Origin of the sequence: Litchfieldia alkalitelluris (genome assembly GCF_002153425.1) — a bacterium.
Classification (GTDB): Bacteria; Bacillota; Bacilli; order Bacillales; family Salisediminibacteriaceae; genus Evansella; species Evansella alkalicola.
The window spans coordinates 2131720-2147901 of sequence record NZ_KZ119600.1 but is presented as its reverse complement, the minus strand read 5'-3'; the positions used below and the strand labels follow the sequence as shown (position 1 = coordinate 2147901).

General features: G+C 35.9%; 19 protein-coding genes. 5 read left to right on the top strand and 14 right to left on the bottom strand.

The window, feature by feature from the left end; translation table 11 throughout:
• The first annotated feature begins 3 nt into the window (after positions 1-3).
• The gene (locus BW724_RS10305; RefSeq protein ID WP_176371369.1) at positions 4-969 is read left to right on the top strand and encodes a DUF2777 family protein; all 966 of its coding nucleotides are present in this window, start codon (positions 4-6) and stop codon (positions 967-969) included.
• Between the two features lie 82 nt (positions 970-1051).
• Here the strand turns inward: BW724_RS10305 and BW724_RS10300 are convergent, their stop codons facing one another.
• The 10 genes from BW724_RS10300 to BW724_RS10255 all read right to left on the bottom strand — a co-directional run bounded on the left by BW724_RS10300 (position 1052) and on the right by BW724_RS10255 (position 9216).
• Positions 1052-2599: a PH domain-containing protein gene (locus BW724_RS10300; protein ID WP_088075141.1), complete on the bottom strand. Its 1548-nt coding sequence runs from the start codon at positions 2597-2599 to the stop codon at positions 1052-1054.
• Positions 2592-3071: a PH domain-containing protein gene (locus BW724_RS10295; RefSeq protein ID WP_088075140.1), complete on the bottom strand. Its 480-nt coding sequence runs from the start codon at positions 3069-3071 to the stop codon at positions 2592-2594. The genes BW724_RS10300 and BW724_RS10295 overlap by 8 nt, the downstream gene beginning before the upstream one ends.
• 10 nt (positions 3072-3081) lie before the next feature.
• Entirely contained in the window at positions 3082-3285 is a 204-nt protein-coding gene (locus tag BW724_RS10290; protein ID WP_088075139.1) for a hypothetical protein, read from the bottom strand.
• A gap of 301 nt (positions 3286-3586) precedes the next feature.
• Positions 3587-4723: a conserved virulence factor C family protein gene (locus BW724_RS10285; RefSeq protein ID WP_088075138.1), complete on the bottom strand. Its 1137-nt coding sequence runs from the start codon at positions 4721-4723 to the stop codon at positions 3587-3589.
• Between the two features lie 192 nt (positions 4724-4915).
• Positions 4916-5329 (bottom strand): TlpA family protein disulfide reductase, encoded by a 414-nt coding sequence (locus BW724_RS10280; RefSeq protein WP_088075137.1) that lies wholly within the window; start codon positions 5327-5329, stop codon positions 4916-4918.
• 15 nt (positions 5330-5344) lie between these two features.
• A complete protein-coding gene (locus tag BW724_RS10275; protein ID WP_176371368.1) occupies positions 5345-5656 on the bottom strand; it encodes a thioredoxin family protein in 312 nt (103 codons plus the stop codon).
• A gap of 92 nt (positions 5657-5748) precedes the next feature.
• Complete coding sequence (locus BW724_RS10270) at positions 5749-7599, bottom strand: SLC13 family permease (RefSeq protein ID WP_088077833.1); 1851 nt, start codon at positions 7597-7599, stop codon at positions 5749-5751.
• Positions 7600-7869: 270 nt separating this feature from the next.
• The gene (locus tag BW724_RS10265) at positions 7870-8169 is read right to left on the bottom strand and encodes a transposase (RefSeq protein WP_088075135.1); all 300 of its coding nucleotides are present in this window, start codon (positions 8167-8169) and stop codon (positions 7870-7872) included.
• An 86-nt stretch (positions 8170-8255) separates the two neighbouring features.
• Positions 8256-8831, bottom strand: coding sequence for a cysteine hydrolase family protein (locus tag BW724_RS10260; protein WP_088075134.1), 576 nt, complete (start codon positions 8829-8831; stop codon positions 8256-8258).
• 124 nt (positions 8832-8955) lie between these two features.
• Positions 8956-9216 (bottom strand): DUF2524 family protein, encoded by a 261-nt coding sequence (locus BW724_RS10255; protein WP_176371367.1) that lies wholly within the window; start codon positions 9214-9216, stop codon positions 8956-8958.
• Between the two features lie 248 nt (positions 9217-9464).
• On the opposite strand from BW724_RS10255, the gene cbpA reads away from it, so the two are divergent.
• Positions 9465-10094 carry a cyclic di-AMP binding protein CbpA gene (cbpA, locus tag BW724_RS10250; protein ID WP_088075132.1) on the top strand — a complete coding sequence of 210 codons (630 nt, stop codon included), beginning with the start codon at positions 9465-9467 and terminating at the stop codon, positions 10092-10094.
• A gap of 169 nt (positions 10095-10263) precedes the next feature.
• Here the strand turns inward: cbpA and BW724_RS10245 are convergent, their stop codons facing one another.
• From BW724_RS10245 to BW724_RS10235, 3 genes are all read right to left on the bottom strand, one after another.
• A complete protein-coding gene (locus BW724_RS10245; protein WP_088075131.1) occupies positions 10264-10707 on the bottom strand; it encodes a TcaA NTF2-like domain-containing protein in 444 nt (147 codons plus the stop codon).
• Positions 10708-10743: 36 nt separating this feature from the next.
• Positions 10744-11112, bottom strand: a complete 369-nt coding sequence (locus BW724_RS10240; protein WP_176371366.1) for a DUF1798 family protein — start codon at positions 11110-11112, stop codon at positions 10744-10746.
• A gap of 64 nt (positions 11113-11176) precedes the next feature.
• On the bottom strand, positions 11177-11428 hold the full coding sequence (locus BW724_RS10235; RefSeq protein WP_088075129.1) for a hypothetical protein: 252 nt from the start codon (positions 11426-11428) through the stop codon (positions 11177-11179).
• Positions 11429-11614: 186 nt separating this feature from the next.
• Between BW724_RS10235 and BW724_RS10230 the strand changes: the two genes are divergently transcribed.
• Positions 11615-11734, top strand: coding sequence for a spore protein (locus BW724_RS10230; RefSeq protein ID WP_088075128.1), 120 nt, complete (start codon positions 11615-11617; stop codon positions 11732-11734).
• A 105-nt stretch (positions 11735-11839) separates the two neighbouring features.
• On the opposite strand, the gene BW724_RS10225 is transcribed toward BW724_RS10230, so the two are convergent.
• The gene (locus BW724_RS10225) at positions 11840-12736 is read right to left on the bottom strand and encodes a DUF2515 family protein (RefSeq protein WP_235848941.1); all 897 of its coding nucleotides are present in this window, start codon (positions 12734-12736) and stop codon (positions 11840-11842) included.
• Between the two features lie 174 nt (positions 12737-12910).
• On the opposite strand from BW724_RS10225, the gene recU reads away from it, so the two are divergent.
• The gene (gene recU / locus BW724_RS10220; protein ID WP_088075126.1) at positions 12911-13510 is read left to right on the top strand and encodes a Holliday junction resolvase RecU; all 600 of its coding nucleotides are present in this window, start codon (positions 12911-12913) and stop codon (positions 13508-13510) included.
• Between the two features lie 40 nt (positions 13511-13550).
• Positions 13551-16175 (top strand): penicillin-binding protein 1A, encoded by a 2625-nt coding sequence (locus BW724_RS10215; protein WP_088075125.1) that lies wholly within the window; start codon positions 13551-13553, stop codon positions 16173-16175.
• Positions 16176-16182 lie beyond the last annotated feature (7 nt).

Sequence of the window (16182 nt, the reverse complement as noted above, 5' to 3'; positions counted from 1 at the left end):
CAAATGGATCGAAACACAGCAAAAAATCATATTGGCAAGTGGGTCATAATAAATGAAGGTAACCAAGGACAATATATTGGTATTCTAGAAGAAATGAAAACAGAACCGAATAAACCTTGGAGAGCAATTGTACGTATTAAAGGCGTTTATGTATATCCTGATTTTTCTTTAGAAAAATTAGATCTTGTAAAACCAGTCTTCAAAGAAAATGAACGATATGAGTGTTCAGGTCAAAAGATTGATCCGTTCAATGAATCATTCTCAGACGGGTACAATGAATCTCTCGCCTATTCCCTAAAAGACAAGTGGGATGAGGTTCATCAGATTAATCAAGATACAGAAGCTATACTCTCCTTAATTCAACAGGAGCTTAGACGACTAAATTCAGAGCATCTTATTTTTGAAGCCTCATATGTCTATTACCAACTTGTAAAAAAGGGCAGATCAGTGCATATATATGACGAGTTAAAAAGAGAATCCCTTGCCCTTGACGGTTGCCCTTTTGAGTTTGAAATTCATGATAATGGTCTGTGGATTCCTGCACTACATGTAAAAGGATTAGTGTTTGAGACGGAAGATGGAAAACAGGTAGAGCTAAATCATGGTTCAACTGTAAGACTTAACAAATCACAGTTTGACCCCTACCAAATGTTATTAAATGAACTCGAGGAGCCTTCTCTACATGCCCTCGAAAAAGGGTTGAAACAGCTTCAGATTGGACATGAGCATTCCGTTTACTGCCATAATTCTCTCCTCATTAAGCTATTATCATCATTTGATGAAGAAGAACTTAATGGTGTAAACTTTATATCATACTCGAATGACAAAAACCAATTCGTAGTGCAGCACCATTATGAAAGAGGTATTAATGACCTTGGTGAAAATACTACCTACGACCGATTTGAATTCACATCTGATTCAGGTGAGCGAATTTTAACAACCTATACAACACAATTTTCCAATGATTGAGAAATGGAAGAGGCTCTCCCTTAAGCTTACTGTATAGTAAACAGTTCAGGGGAGAGCCTCTCTTCTTTTAATTTTGGGGTTCTCACTGACTACCCTCAGAATCATCTTGAAACTGACTTATCTCCTCATAAGAAAACCATTCCATCATTTCTTCCTTTTGATCTCTATCAATATGTCTTAGTTGGAACGTCTTCCCCATGATACTTGTAATAATAGAGGCTTGAAGTGTATAAAGATCATCAAACTTTTGAAAAATGGTTTGTGAAAAACTCATAGATTGAACTCTTCGTCTTGGAATAATCACTTCTGTGCGGGCAAGAATTCTATATCTTATCCAGAGAATTTTCTGATCTCTCCCTATGCCTGCATCATAATATTGCCAATATCCAATTGCCCCCGCAATAAATAAAAGGGAGAATGCTAACCACCCGTAAGAGTATAGATAAGTTAATACACTTGCTAAAATTGCAGTTGGTATTAATAAACGAATCATGTATCTTCTCACACTATATTTCGGAAGCTTTTCAAGTTTACGCTCAACTGCGAACTCAGGCAGTACCTCCTGTAATATTTTGTTCAATTCAGTTCGTTTACATAGTGGAATTAATACAGTAGAAAGGTCTTCCTCTTTCGTCCCACCACCGGCACTCTCTACATAAACTGCAACATATCCGAATGGCTGACGAAGCATGTTTTCCACTAACCGCACTGCTGTAATGCGCTTAGCTGACAATGTTAACTGCCGCTTTTCCAGGACGCCCCTTGTAATATGTATCTCATCACCATTTTTCGTTATGTTGAACAGCCCATATTTTAACATCGTACTCACCAAAGTGATAAGCCAACCAATTATTAAAATTGAAACAATCCAGAAGCCAATGATTAAGACGCTCGAGTGTAGTAGCCAGCCTATCGCTCTTTCATAATACTCATCTGGTATTAACTGTTGTACTTGAGTTGCAATTGCTGCAACAAATGTAGCAGCAATACCTATCCCGCTCGACGTAATAGCTGTTATAAATAATCGTTGATTTGTGAGCTTCCAATGAAATTGAGGGAGACTGTGTTCCTCGTCCTCTGTAATTACTTCTTGCTCCTCATTGGAAGTTCCAATTGCTTCATTAGTTACCTCTTCTTCCCCATTAACGTTGTCCATCTTAGAATCTTTGGTAGGAGTCTTACTCTTACTTAGAAGCTCTTTTTTTATTTGTTGTGCCTCTTCTTCCTTAAGTGCGATAATACGAAACTCCGGCTCCGCTCCCCCACCTGCAGTTTCAATTCGTAATTCCACAAGATTGAAAATACGTTGAATAAGTTTCGCATTAATATCAATGCTTTGTATTCTTTCTTGGCGTATATACCTTCTTTTACGAAAAATCAGTCCCTGCCTCACTTGTAATTCATTTTCTATTAACTGATATCGGAATGTAGCCCACCTAATAATTCCACTTGCAATTGAAAAGACCAGTATTAGTGAGAAAAAAATAGTATAAAAAATTGTTCCACCCGCTTGGGACGATTGACCAAATATTAACACTGCTACAATAGTAAAAATCATTTCCCTTAAATTACTTAAAAATCCAATAAAAATGGCTGCAGGGTGTTGGCGCTTCCAGCTAGTTTCAATCATTTGGATCAGCTTCCCTTGCTAGCTGTGCAATGTGATCACGTAGATCATCAGCCTTACTTTCTTCTAATCCTGGAATCTCATGAGTTGTTGCAGCAGTTGAAATTGTTACTGTTGATAGTCCATAGCGACGTAAAATTGGTCCTTGCTTAGTATCTACGTGCTGTACTCGTATCATCGGCACAATTACCCTTCTTACTATAAACACCCCATACATTAGTTCCACTTCATTATCATAAATCTTATATCTCCACTTTTGCCACTGTAGTTTAGGAATGAAGATTATTTTGAAGAAAGCAGTGATGAAGACTAAAATAATAAGAACATACAAGAACCAAAACGGAAAAAAGAAATAATAGGCCAAGAAGCCATAACCAATGGGAACAATTAAGTAAAACAACCATTCAAAAACAGCAACAATCCTCCACACTTTTAATGTTTTATAATCTAATTTTTGATCAGGTTTTATCCTCATATTGCTTCCCCTATTCCTCTAGATAAATTATTTCAACACCATTTTCTTCAAGTAATTTAATAACTAGATCATTTAAATTTTCGTCCCTGAGCAGTCCTAATGCTTTTGCAACTTCTAATTCTTCTAAATCTCCACTTTCAGCATCTTCAATCAACTCTATAATTTCAGTCATGTTTCTCGCTTCTAATTCTTTCATGACTTCATCTCTACTCATTGTGTTTCCCTCCATCAATCATTTATCATTCAACTCTGTTTTACATTCATATAAATTTTGTAGCGACACTCTTCATAACAGAAGAAGAAAGTACTACTAACCCGATTCAGTTGCACAATTGTACTCTATCACATTGCGGGATATTTTTCCATTGGCGATTCTGAGGCTTACTAGAGCGCGTGAAAAATGAATACCTTACAGCCAGTTCAAATACATTTATGCTATTTTCACGCTCTCAAATTAAAAAGAAGGTGCAGCATTATCATGGCAGCTGTACCTTCTTTTATTTAAACATAGTATTTTATTTATTCTTCTCCATGGCTTCTGTCATTTGCTTCCATACAGAGCCCTTTGCTTCTTCTCCACCTTTAATTCTTTCAATCGCCAATTTAATTTGCATGCTTACTTCAAATTCCGGATCATCCTCTGCTTTTTCCAAAGCTGCTATAGCCGTTTCATCTCCAACCTCATATAAATACATCGCTGCTCGCCAACGAACTAATTTACTCTTATCTTCCAACGCTTCTATCATAGCTGGTATAGCTTTAGGACTACCAATGTCTGATAATGAATCTCCAGCAGTTCTCCTTACCGTTACAGAGGGGTCTTTCAGGGCCTTATATAAGTAAGGTAAAACCAATTCGTCTTCGATCATTCCTAGATACACAACAGCTAGCCTTCTAATAGATGCCTTCTCATCATTCAAAGCCTTTTCTAATACTGGAAGATCATCCTTGCTAGGGTCCATTTGCTCTAATATAGCAAATCTCTTTCTCCAATCTGGCTCATCAAGCATATCAGGTGTAACATGAAGCCATTTCTTTTTAAGCTTTTCACTCTTATTCTCACTTGGATTTTGAGCTTCTTCCACTAATGATTCTAATCTACCTTTAGTATAAGTAGCCTTTACCTCTTCTGCCACTTCTTCAGCTACTTCCTCTAGTTCACCGTAACGTGCCTTATAATCTACCCATTTCCGTTGCATAACAATATTGTCATCTGGAAGTGTCGCTTTTACCGTAGACTCTTTAAACATATCTGGAAGGCCAACACGTACTTCTTCATCATTATTAAAGGCCTTAACCTGTATTGGAATACCTTTAAACATATGAACTTGAACATTCACTTCTCCAAAATGATCATCTAATGCTTTTGTTTCAGATTTTTCATTACTTTCTTCAACCTCACCAAAGACAGCACGAACTTTTGGTAAGATTACTTTCCAATCATATTTAGCGTTTCTTTCCACGGCTATAAAATCTGCCACATGGTAGACACCCTTTACACCTTCCACTTCAAAGATTTTCTTCACAAAATCTGGTGCACCCTCTGTATTTGTTTTTGTATAGTTATGACTCTTTCCCTGAGGAAGTTCTTTACTTAAAGTTAACTTCATCGTATTCGGGCTAGGTGTCGGTTCTACGGATAATATTTTCATTGCTAGGACCCCTTTCCACTATGGTCTTATTTCCTTTAAATATCGTACCATAAGCTTACTAAAAACCTCAAAGCGATTGCTTGTAATGGGGTGAATTATACCAATATTCACAATGGCAATTTTAGAGCCTTTCTTTTCATCAAAACCATTACTATAAAAAAACACGCTAGGTAGATAGCGTGTTTTTTGTATTTATATGATTTTACTCACTTCTGTCAAAATATCCTGAAAGGTTGCTTTATCATTAAACCGGGCAACAATTTCGTGATTTTCATTAAGCAGAAATGTTGTAGGAACTGACATGCATTGAAACATATCATAAACTCTCGTTCCATCATCTTTAAGTGCAGGTATCGTATACTTCTGCTCACGATAGTAGCTTTCCCCACTATTTTCCCCATGCTCTCTCCCAGTAACATTCACAGTGAGTATAGCCAGTAGGTCACTATTCATAGATGCGAATAAATGATTCTTCGCAGACAAATCTTTTTTTGAATCTGGGCACCACGAAACCCAAAAAGTTAAGAGAACAGGTTTCCCTTTATAATCATGTAAAGAATATTCTTCCCCGTTTATTAAGGAAGGAAGAGTGAAATCAGGAGCCATCAGGATCAATCCACCTTAGTTATTCCGTATAAATTCATATATTTTTGTTACTGATTCAAATGCAAACATTTTATTTACAAGTTGACCATCTTTAACGATAGCTAAGCAAGGGACGCTTTGAATCCCCCATTCTACTATACAACTATTACCCAAAACATTAATATCAATATCATATAAGCTTGGCGTATCTTCCATATACTCAATTACCTCAAGATATTTCCTTGCAAGTTTACATGTTCCACACATAGGTGTGTGTAAGAAAATAAAGGTCTTTTGAGTACCCTTGATTATCTTGTTCACATCGTTATTCGACGCCAATACAATCATCATATCCTCCATATTTTCTAAATTGTAAATCTACATATATTGTATTAAAACTATGGTTAAAGTATCAATTAATATGGTTTCTTCTTTTTATTTTACAAAGGAAAGAAAAATGGGATAGCAAACATCATGACGATAAATAATACAACTTGCAAAGGTATTCCTGCCCTGAAGAAATCCATAAAAGAATATCCTCCTGCAGTCATAACTAATGCGTTTGGCGGTGATGCAACAGGTGTTGCAAAAGCCATACTTGCTGCAACTGATACTGCGATTAAGAATGGATAAGGACTAACACCAAGCTGAATAGCAGATGTTATGGCAATTGGTGCAAATAAAACAGCAGTAGCTGTGTTGCTAATAAATTGACTAAAGATCATCACGCATAGATAAAATCCACCCATAACCCCGATTGGTCCAAAGCTTCCAAGGGTTGAAACGAACATATCTGACAAATACAAAACCCCGCCTGTATTTTCAAGTGCTATCGCCATAGGAAGCATAGCCCCGAACAATATAACGCTCTGCCAGTTTACCCTTGAATATGCGTCATCCATATTTCGGAGACACCCGGTTAAGACCATTCCTATTGCAGCTATTAATACAGCTGTAACAGCTGGAACAATTTCAAAAGTCATTAAAATTAACATTAGAAGCATAATAGATGCAGCAATTGGGGCTTTCCCATTTGCTTTTGCCTGAGAAGCTTCCTCACTTGTTTTCCCTACTACTACCACATCTTGACTTTCCTCTGCAAGTAATTCTATTTTACTCCATTGTCCTTGAACTAAAATAGCATCACCAAATTCTATTTTTTCATCAGCCCAAGCTTGAAAGAAACAACGCCCTTTTCTATTCATACCCATTATATTTAAACCATATTTCTCTGTAAGCTGAAGTTCTTTAATCTTCCTGTTTAAGAATCGAGAATGAGGTGTAAATAATACTTCTGCAATTCCTAAATCTTCTGTAATTAAACTATCATGTTCTTTTACCTCTGGAGGTAGTAGTTTAACTCCGTCAACTTCTTTGGCTAGTTCTTCTAATCTATCCTTATCCCCTTCAACAAACAAAATGTCTGAAGCGCAAATATTAGTATTTGCCCTGCAACACAGTTTTTGAGTTCGTTGACGGAAAGGAGTGGAGTCCTGCTCTGCCCGTTCAATAAAAAGAACATAGATTCCATATTTACTAGGAAGTTTTAATTCTTTAAGTTTTTTTCCTACGAACGGACTATTACTCTCTATCTCAATGCGACAAAGTTTATCCGATAGTTCATAAAGCTTCATTAGTTTTGAAGGACTATAACTACTGTTTCCATTCGTTCGTATATTATGATTTGGAATCAAGTATTTACCGAAGAGGACTAAGAAAAGTATTCCTGTAACGAGAGCAACAATTCCGACAGGGGTGAAATCAAAAAATCCAAGGGGTTCATATCCATAATCCACTAATGCCTGACTTACAATGAGGTTTGGTGGAGTTCCTATTAATGTAAGGACGCCTCCGAGACTACTTGCATAAGCTAACGGCATTAGGAACTTTGAAGGACTCGCTTTCATCTTCATGGCAACACTAATGACAACGGGCATTAGCATGGCTACTGTTCCTGTATTACTCATAAATGCACTCAAAACAGCAACAACCAACATTAACAAAATTAAAAGTCGTAATTGACTACCACCAGACCATTGTATAACTAATTTCCCAGCACTTTCTGCTAGTCCTGTTCTGAATATACCTGCACCAACTACAAAAAGGCCAGCAATCATCACAACTACACTGTTTGAAAAACCACTTAGGGCCTCACCAGTTGTGATTACACCTGACAAAAGCAACGCCATCAATGACAACAAGGCAACCAAATCTGATCTTATTTTATCCCAAATAAAGAGGATAATAGTTATCACTAAGATCGTAAAGGTTACAACTAGCTCCAGATTCATTTTTACCACACCTTCTTCTACAGAGTTATATAAAAAAGCAAATAGTGCTTCCAAACCCTATTCCACAAGAAAGTTGCTTTTCTGAAGAAGCGTTATTATCTACCTCTATCATAAGTGATTTATCCACCTAATTCTCATCTATATTATTAACACATTATGAACTTTTTTCACAAAGTTAATGAAACCCCAATAAAAAAGAAAAAACCTGAGGGAAAAGACTCCCCCAAGCTTTTAAAAACGACTCTACAAGTTGTTATATGAATGAATGATTCATATTTGCTGTTTCCAACTAATACTAATTGCTTTCATAACAAAGTAAACGATGTATATACCAATGTATACTCCTGAGATAAGGAAAAATGGATTAAGGAAAATCCCGTGTATATTAGTCATGAAAACCGTGTTATCCCTTAAAATACTATAAATAGCTATTGCAGCTATATTTCCGAAGATAAGTATGGATAGGAGGGCAATGATGTGATAAATAAGACACAACCTTCCCCATTTCCTTTGTAATAACACCATTAATATTGGAATTATAACACTCGATATGATTATAATAATTGACACATGTCTTCACCTCTTTATAAATCATTCTTAACAAGAGGATAAGACATATACAATTTTAATAATTATATTTCACCTAATGACATCATTTATTTAAATTCTAAAGACTTTCCATCCAAAAGTACAGTCGCCCCAAGGGTACCTGAAAAGTGTCCTAGCGCCCATTCGTGACCAGCAGGATTAAAACTTTCAACAGCGTCCCCATGAACTACAATAGAAAATCCTTTATTGTAAGCATCTACAGCTGTGTGTAAAACACATATATCCGTACATACGCCAACAAGATGTAATTCTTTTATTCCACGCTCTCTTAATTTAAGCTCTAAGTCAGTTCCAGCGAATGCGCTATATCTTGTTTTATCCATCCATTCAAATGATAGGTCTTCCTGTACTGCTTCCTCTAAGAAAGTTCCTAACTGACCATAAAGCTTTCTCCCTTTTGTTCCCCTAATATTATGGGGTGGAAATAGCTTGGTTTCAGGATGGTACAGGTCATTTTCGTCATGAACATCTACTGCAAAAACTACGAAATCTCTATTTTCCATAAATTCCTTCGTGATTTGAGTAATTCTTGTTTCGATGGATTGTCCCCTAACTCCACAAGTCAATCTTCCATCATCTGCAACAAAATCATTCGTATAGTCTATTACAACTAAAGCTTTCATAAAAAATTCCCCCTCTCTTCTTAGAAACTATTATAGCATCAAATATAATTTCAAATCATTAAAAAACAGCTCCACCAATGGCCAAAAAGACCTATTAGAGGAGCTGTTTGTATTAAAAAATCTTTTACAAACCTAAAATCATACGATTTTGGAGCTGATGAACCTGTTGTTGTAACCGAGTGAGCTGATCTCTCTGTTCAGCATTTGAACTCAGTAACATTTTTTCTAATTCCATATTTGCTTGTTCTAGCTGAACTTGAGCTTGAGTGAAAGCCTCTGCATCTCCAGGTTGAATTCGCTTAGAATCATTGAGCTGTTCTTCAGCGTTAGACATAATATGTTCTATCTCTTGAACTGCCCCTTGCAAGTAATTGGAATTAGTCAATTTCATCACCTCAAGACTTAAGTTAAGCATTTTTACATTCATTTATGCCAAACTCGCACTCGAAATTTTTGGATAAACATCCATATCTATAGTGGGTAGCTGGTGGAGGGCATATCAACACCTCTTATCACGGATTCATATTATTAAAAATTAGTTAATTATCGGTAAAAGTTTCTAAAATCTTACTTTTATTCTGAATATTTTCGTTTATAATTAAATTAACCTGTTTAAATGAAGGGAGTGGGAGTATGAAAATAAAATATAATATCATACAAAAAGAAAATGTCGCACATGTTTTAGAAACATATACCGTTAGGGAAGCACTAGAGGAATTAGAAGAAAGTGGCTATCGTTGTATTCCAATTCTTAATGAAACAAAAACAAAGTTCTTAGGCAACATATATACACAGGATATTTATCGTGCTATTGTTCAAGAAGCTCTTACATGGGATGACTCAGTAATGAAATTAAAGGATGATGAAAATGTCTATATTGACGAACAAGCGTCCTTCTTCCGAGTTTTTTCAAATATCAAAAAGTACCCTTACTTAGCAGTTTTATCAGAGAATGGTGAATTCTCAGGGATACTTACTCATGCAAATGTGATGTCCATTCTTGAAGACTCCTGGGGAATAAAAACAGGTAGTTATACTCTTACGATCTCTACACATGAGTATCAAGGTGCATTGAGTACTATTGTGTCTTCTTTAAAAAAATTCACTAGTATTCAAAGTATGTTGACTTTGGATAACGAGAGTACATTTTTCCGCCGTGTGATTGTTACATTGCCAAGCAAAATAGATAAAACGACATTGGATAAAATCATCAAACATTTAGAGTCAGAAGGTTTCAGAGTGTTTGACGTTGAGAAAATTTAGCAGCAGAATTTTTTCTGGAATATGTACCTTTAAATCCATTTGTTAATAGATCTGTTCCATGTTAGCTTCCGCCTAGAGCGGGTCGAATACCTTATAAATATTTACCGCGAATAAGTAATAGAGGCTGCCCTAAAGTCACACTTTTGGGCAGCCCCTTTATATATAACCGCTAATCATCTAGACGTTCAATTTTTGTAATTCTATAACCTTGTCGCCCTTCAGATATATAGTAGGCTCTTTGACGTTCTTCTTTCATTGTCTCCTCACCTTGATGTATTTCAATTGTTTCAATCCAAGTGAGCCTGAATTCTTCATGATCGTTATACTCAACGACTGGATCGATAGCTTCAACAAAATATTCTACTTTTCTCTCTGATATAAGTTGCTGATGATGACGTCTTTGCATATGAAAAACGTGACTATTAGGTACAAAGTAATTTTCCATTATGGAAAAACTTGATGTAAGACTTTCACTCCACCCTTCAAAGTAATCCATCATAAACTCAGAGATACTTTCAAGCTGAGCTCCATCGTCTAACATTTTCCATTCAACCTCATCATTGCATGCCGTTAACAGTAAAAAGAGAATAGGCAATATTATCAACTTTTTCATTTTTTACTCCTCTATCCTTATCAAATAGGCTAGCTCTTACTCTAATTCACGATCCAAGGCATTTAAAGTATATTCAATGGATTTATTTTGCTCTAGAAATCGTTTCTTTTTTGTATCTTTTTGAAAACAGGTGACAGATTGAATCAAAATATTTTCATGTACATCCTCAATCTGATTCTCATGAACATATTTAGGCTTCTCCTTACGAATGTATTGTATCGCTAACTCAATCCATTCATCAGCATTAACTTTCACCTCATTGGCAAATGGGAGTATCTTTCCCTCAAAATCAGCTGTACTTTCCCCATCTAGTCGATAAACTTTAAAATGTCCCAATGCATCATGATTTTTCTGAAGTAATAAATTAGTCAAGTCTTTTAATCGCTTCATATCTAATTCTGTCAAAATAAACACCTCTTGCAAAGAGTATAACATTAAATTAAATTCAGTTGATAATATTAAACCCTAATCATTTCGTTAGTGTAGCTGCTCTTAATTTTAAATTATGCTCCATATTATTTAACTCCATATCAAATTCATCCAATGAATCACAGAATGCAAGCATTTGATTATGTGTAGCATTTACTTCTTCTATCTTTACATTTTTTAATTTCAATTTCCTGTCTAGTGATTCAATTTGAACAAGTAGTTCATTAAACCTTTGATCTAGTTGATAAGATGAAACCATCTTCCCCTTTAATTGCTCATTTCCAATTGCCATCGTCTTTTCCCCCTCTTTAGTTCTGTAAAAAATACATTCTTCAAGCTCTAGAAAACCTCCTCTACCCTTGACAAAACTAGTTTAGATTCGTCAAAGATAGCTTTAATCTTCAAAATATGTAATGGGTTTTAGACATAATTCCATCTAGCCAGGAAAAACTAATGTTGTTAAAAGGGGGTGAACCTGTTGGATAAAAACAAATTTAACAAGCCTAGTAAAACAGCAGAGCAACCGGGAAAATCACGCGAAAACAAGCCTGAAAACTTAGACAAAAAATTAGGTGGACCAAACCGTCCTGCAGAATAATAGGTAATCATTTATTACGGGAATAAAGGAAAAGGTGTGGCCAACTGAGATTTCGCTCAATTGCCTCACCTTCCTCCCGTCATTTTTAATTTATGTCATTAACTATTATGGTATTAAAAGACCCTTTAATCCAGCAGCTACTGAAATTTGAAGCTGTTTTTTTCTATACCAATAAGAGAGATCATATTTTTTTGGGGGGTTCCATGCTTTAGATAAAGATTTATTGGGTTTATAGCGTTTGATTTGGGACCAATCCTCCCTTTTATTATCCTCATGATAAACATATGGATAAACTAATCTCAATGGTGGTGTATGGGGGAATAAACCCTTTTGCCATAGCTGATAATCTTTTCTGGAACCTGTGTGAGCTTGATTCTCGAAAAATGCATTGATTTGTTTTTTTTCAGGAGACTCAAGCAAAATCCAACCTAATTTCTTTCCTAGTTCAATCCTCCCATTTACGTCTAAAAAATTCTTTATAGAAATGCCATATAATTTTCCTTTGATCGTTGGTAATAAAACTGCACTAAAATGCATCTTCTCTTGCAAAACATAGTCCAATTCATGAAAGACCTTTTTATAAAAAAATGGAGATTCTATAACAGGCTCTTGAATGAGGTGCTGTTCGTTTACAATTAATGCATGTAATAACCTTGTTAAATCCCCTGTTTCCCAAAATATACTCCACTCATGTATCATCCATTGCGATACATCAAACTCCTCCATTAAATGGAACAGTGGTTCACCTACTTTTTTTGATAATTCATATATTTTTAATTGAGGAAAAGCATCTGAAAATATAAACCAATTTGCCCGTTCATATGTAATAAATAAATGATGACGTTTCTCTTTCGGTAAAAGTGTGCAGAATGGTTTACTAAAGAGGTCGGTCATGCTCCACCCAGCATTTCTTGATACCATACTAGCTAAATATGCCCAACTAACTTCTTTGTTCTTTCTATAATAGTTCTGATAATATACGGTACGTGAAATATTGTCCAAATTTCCCTTTCTTGTGTCTATTCTTATTTTCTCTAAGTACTTATGTAGATTTATTGTCCTAATTTTTACTGCCTCCTATCTGAATAAGTGATTAGATTTGCTGAATATGATATGATATAGTGATGGATTCATAGTATTTATTGATTGTTTTTAAAAGGGAAGTGAATTGAAATTATGACGTTTCGATATCCAAACGGAAAAAAGTTTGTTCAAAAACGAAGCCCATCCGCTTCTAAAAACGTCAAAAAGGATGAAAGATTCAGTAATCGGGGGATGACCCTAGAGGAGGATATTAACGAAACAAATGAATATTATTTAGCCCACAATATTGCTGTCATTCATAAAAAGCCTACACCATTACAAATAGTTAATGTTCATTATCCAGCCAGAAGTGCTGCAGTCGTTACGGAAGCCTACTTTAAAAAACCGTCAACTACTGATTACAATGGTGTATATAAAGGCAAATATATTGACTTTGAAGCAAAGGAAACGAAAAATAAGACAAGTTTTCCACTTAAAAATTTCCATGATCATCAAATATCACATATGAAACAAGTAGTTCAACAAGGCGGTATCTCCTTTGCCCTGTTACGCTTTACTTTAGTCGATGAATTGTACTTAGTATTCTCAAAAGATTTATTTTCATACGTAGAAAATAAAGACATAAATCGGAAGTCTATTCCGAAAAAAGATATTGAATCATTTGGAACAAAAATTGAGTTAGGTTTCCACCCTAGAGTTGACTATCTTAAAATCATTGATAAAATAATTTAATTACAATTACAAAACATTGTATCTGAAAGGAAGATGCAAAATGTCTGAATATCGTACTAGACAAGAACGAAAACAACAAAAACAAAAACAAAAATCACATAAAAAAGATAAAAGTACCTTTAAAAAACGATTCAAAAAGATTTTAATTGCATTTGGAATTATTGCACTCGTAATGATGCTAATTGGGGGAATTACTGTATTCAGTATCATTCGCGATGCACCTGAACTAGACCCTGATAAGCTAACGCTGGCAAATAACCCAGAAATATATGATCGTGATACGGAACTTGTCACAACACTGCAAGCACATGAAAATCGGAGGTCTGTGAATATTAATGATGTCCCAGACGTCTTAAAGAATGCCGTTATTGCCGTAGAGGATATCCGCTTTTACGATCATTTCGGTTTGGACATGCGAAGAATTGGTGGTGCAGTCGTAGCGAACATCACTGGAGGTTTTGGTGCAGAGGGTGCTAGTACCATTACACAGCAAGTTGTAAAAAACTTGTTTTTATCCTCTGAAAAGACAGTATCTCGTAAGCTACAAGAACAATACTTAGCAATTCGCTTGGAACAAAAGTTTTCAAAAGATCAGATTCTAGAAATGTATTTAAATGTTATTTATTTTGACGATGGATATTACGGAGTTCAATCTGCTGCTGACTACTATTTTAGTAAGGAGCTTGAGGAGCTTGAAATTGAAGACGCTGCCCTATTAGCTGGTATTCCGCAGCGCCCTGTAAGGTTTAACCCTTTTAAAAACCCGGAAGATGCAAAAGTCCGAAGAGATACTGTTATTAGCTTAATGGAACGATATGAAAAAATCACTCCTGAAGAAGCAGAAGCCGCAAGAAATGTAGCAATTGAAGACCAATTACAACGTAGTGAGAGGGAAGCTAACCCTTATCAAGCGTTTATCGATACTGTCTTTAAAGAAGTAGAGAGTATCGAGGGTATTGATTCAACAGATATTTATACTGGCGGTTTGAAAATCTATACTACTTTAGATCGAGATTTACAAGAGCATGTGGAACATCTCATGCAGTCTGGAGAATTTGAATTCCCTGATGAAAATTACCAAGCTGGAATTACTGTACTAGATACTCAAACAGGGCAAGTATTGGCTATAGGTGGACATAGGAAGCCTGCAGAAGGTGCATTAACTTATAATATGGCAACGAATCCTCGCAGACAACCAGGTTCTGCAATTAAGCCAATTTTAGATTATGGCCCAGCAGTTGATGAATTTAAATGGTCCACCTACCATCAAATCGTTGATGAACCGTACTATTATCAAACTGGAGAAAAGACTGAAGTCCGAAATTTTGATAGAAATCATCGTGGCTCTGTCTCCATTAGAGAAGCCCTTAGAATCTCTTTAAATGTTCCAGCTGTGAAAGCTTTTAATGAAGTTGGAATTGATAAGGCAAAGGCATTCGGTGAGAGATTAGGTTTAGGAGCTCAATTAGAAAACATACAAGAATCTTATTCTATTGGTGGCTTTAGTGAAGGTTTATCATCCTTCCAAATGGCTGGTGCCTATGCGGCATTTGGAAATAATGGAGAATATAATGCACCGCATACTGTAACGAGAGTGGAGTTTCCTGACGGTACGGTCATTGACCTTACTCCTGAACCAGTGATAGCAATGAACGATTATACAGCATTTATGATCACAGACATGTTAAAGACAGTAGTACAGTCTGGAACTGGAACTGCTGCAAGTGTACCTGGTGTACCAATTGCAGGTAAAACAGGTTCTTCTAACTATACACAAGCTGAGCGAGAACGCTTCGACATACCAAGTACTGGAACAGTAAAAGACTCTTGGTTTGCAGGTTACTCCCCTCACCTTACAGCAGCTGTATGGACTGGATATGCTAATCATGATGACGGTTTTATTAATACAAATGCTGGAGAAGGCCAAATTGCAAGAGCTTTATTTAAACAAGTAATGACCTATGCTCATGAAGGAATGGAAGTTAATGATTTTGTTCAACCAGATTCTGTCGTGCGAGTTGGTATTGAACGTTCTACAGGACTCCTTCCTAGTGAATTTACACCACAAAGCGAAATCATTCATGAATATTTCGTGAGGGGCACGGAACCAAAAGAGGTCTCTGAAGAATTTGAACATGCTGATCCAGTTAGTAACTTAGAAGCAACATATGATGAAGAAAACCATGAAATTAATATTAGCTGGAGCTATCCAGAAGAACTTCTAGATCAATTTAGCTTTAGGCTTGAAGTAAATGATGGAAACGACGACAATTATACACTTATCGATGTAACGAAAAGTATGGCCTATAATCTAAGTAATCCATCTTATGATACTAATTACACCATTCGTGTCACAGTTGTTTCTGATGACAATGCTGAGCTAGAAAGTGATCCAACTACTGTGTCTGTAAGAATTCCTGAAGAAGAGGTGGAAGAGCCGGAAGAAGAGGAAGAAGACTTCATAGATGATTTAGTTGATGATCTAATTGGTGATGATGAAGATGATGGCACCAATAATAATGATGGTGACACCCCTCCTAGTGATGGAGATCAAGGTGAAAATGGAGACGAAGATACGGATGATCCTAATGATGGAAACGATGAAGACAGTGGAGATAATGGCGAAAACAATAATGATGATGGAGATCCCGCTGAAGAAGAGTAACCATTAA

What these genes read in the sequence shown, in the direction of transcription:
- BW724_RS10305 (WP_176371369.1), top strand. Translation starts at nt 4, where the DNA reads ATGGATCGAAACACAGCAAAAAATCATATTGGCAAGTGGGTCATAATA.
- BW724_RS10300 (WP_088075141.1), bottom strand. Translation starts at nt 2,599, where the DNA reads ATGATTGAAACTAGCTGGAAGCGCCAACACCCTGCAGCCATTTTTATT.
- BW724_RS10295 (WP_088075140.1), bottom strand. Translation starts at nt 3,071, where the DNA reads ATGAGGATAAAACCTGATCAAAAATTAGATTATAAAACATTAAAAGTG.
- BW724_RS10290 (WP_088075139.1), bottom strand. Translation starts at nt 3,285, where the DNA reads ATGAGTAGAGATGAAGTCATGAAAGAATTAGAAGCGAGAAACATGACT.
- BW724_RS10285 (WP_088075138.1), bottom strand. Translation starts at nt 4,723, where the DNA reads ATGAAAATATTATCCGTAGAACCGACACCTAGCCCGAATACGATGAAG.
- BW724_RS10280 (WP_088075137.1), bottom strand. Translation starts at nt 5,329, where the DNA reads ATGGCTCCTGATTTCACTCTTCCTTCCTTAATAAACGGGGAAGAATAT.
- BW724_RS10275 (WP_176371368.1), bottom strand. Translation starts at nt 5,656, where the DNA reads ATGATTGTATTGGCGTCGAATAACGATGTGAACAAGATAATCAAGGGT.
- BW724_RS10270 (WP_088077833.1), bottom strand. Translation starts at nt 7,599, where the DNA reads ATGAATCTGGAGCTAGTTGTAACCTTTACGATCTTAGTGATAACTATT.
- BW724_RS10260 (WP_088075134.1), bottom strand. Translation starts at nt 8,831, where the DNA reads ATGAAAGCTTTAGTTGTAATAGACTATACGAATGATTTTGTTGCAGAT.
- cbpA (WP_088075132.1), top strand. Translation starts at nt 9,465, where the DNA reads ATGAAAATAAAATATAATATCATACAAAAAGAAAATGTCGCACATGTT.
- BW724_RS10245 (WP_088075131.1), bottom strand. Translation starts at nt 10,707, where the DNA reads ATGAAAAAGTTGATAATATTGCCTATTCTCTTTTTACTGTTAACGGCA.
- BW724_RS10235 (WP_088075129.1), bottom strand. Translation starts at nt 11,428, where the DNA reads ATGGCAATTGGAAATGAGCAATTAAAGGGGAAGATGGTTTCATCTTAT.
- recU (WP_088075126.1), top strand. Translation starts at nt 12,911, where the DNA reads ATGACGTTTCGATATCCAAACGGAAAAAAGTTTGTTCAAAAACGAAGC.
- BW724_RS10215 (WP_088075125.1), top strand. Translation starts at nt 13,551, where the DNA reads ATGTCTGAATATCGTACTAGACAAGAACGAAAACAACAAAAACAAAAA.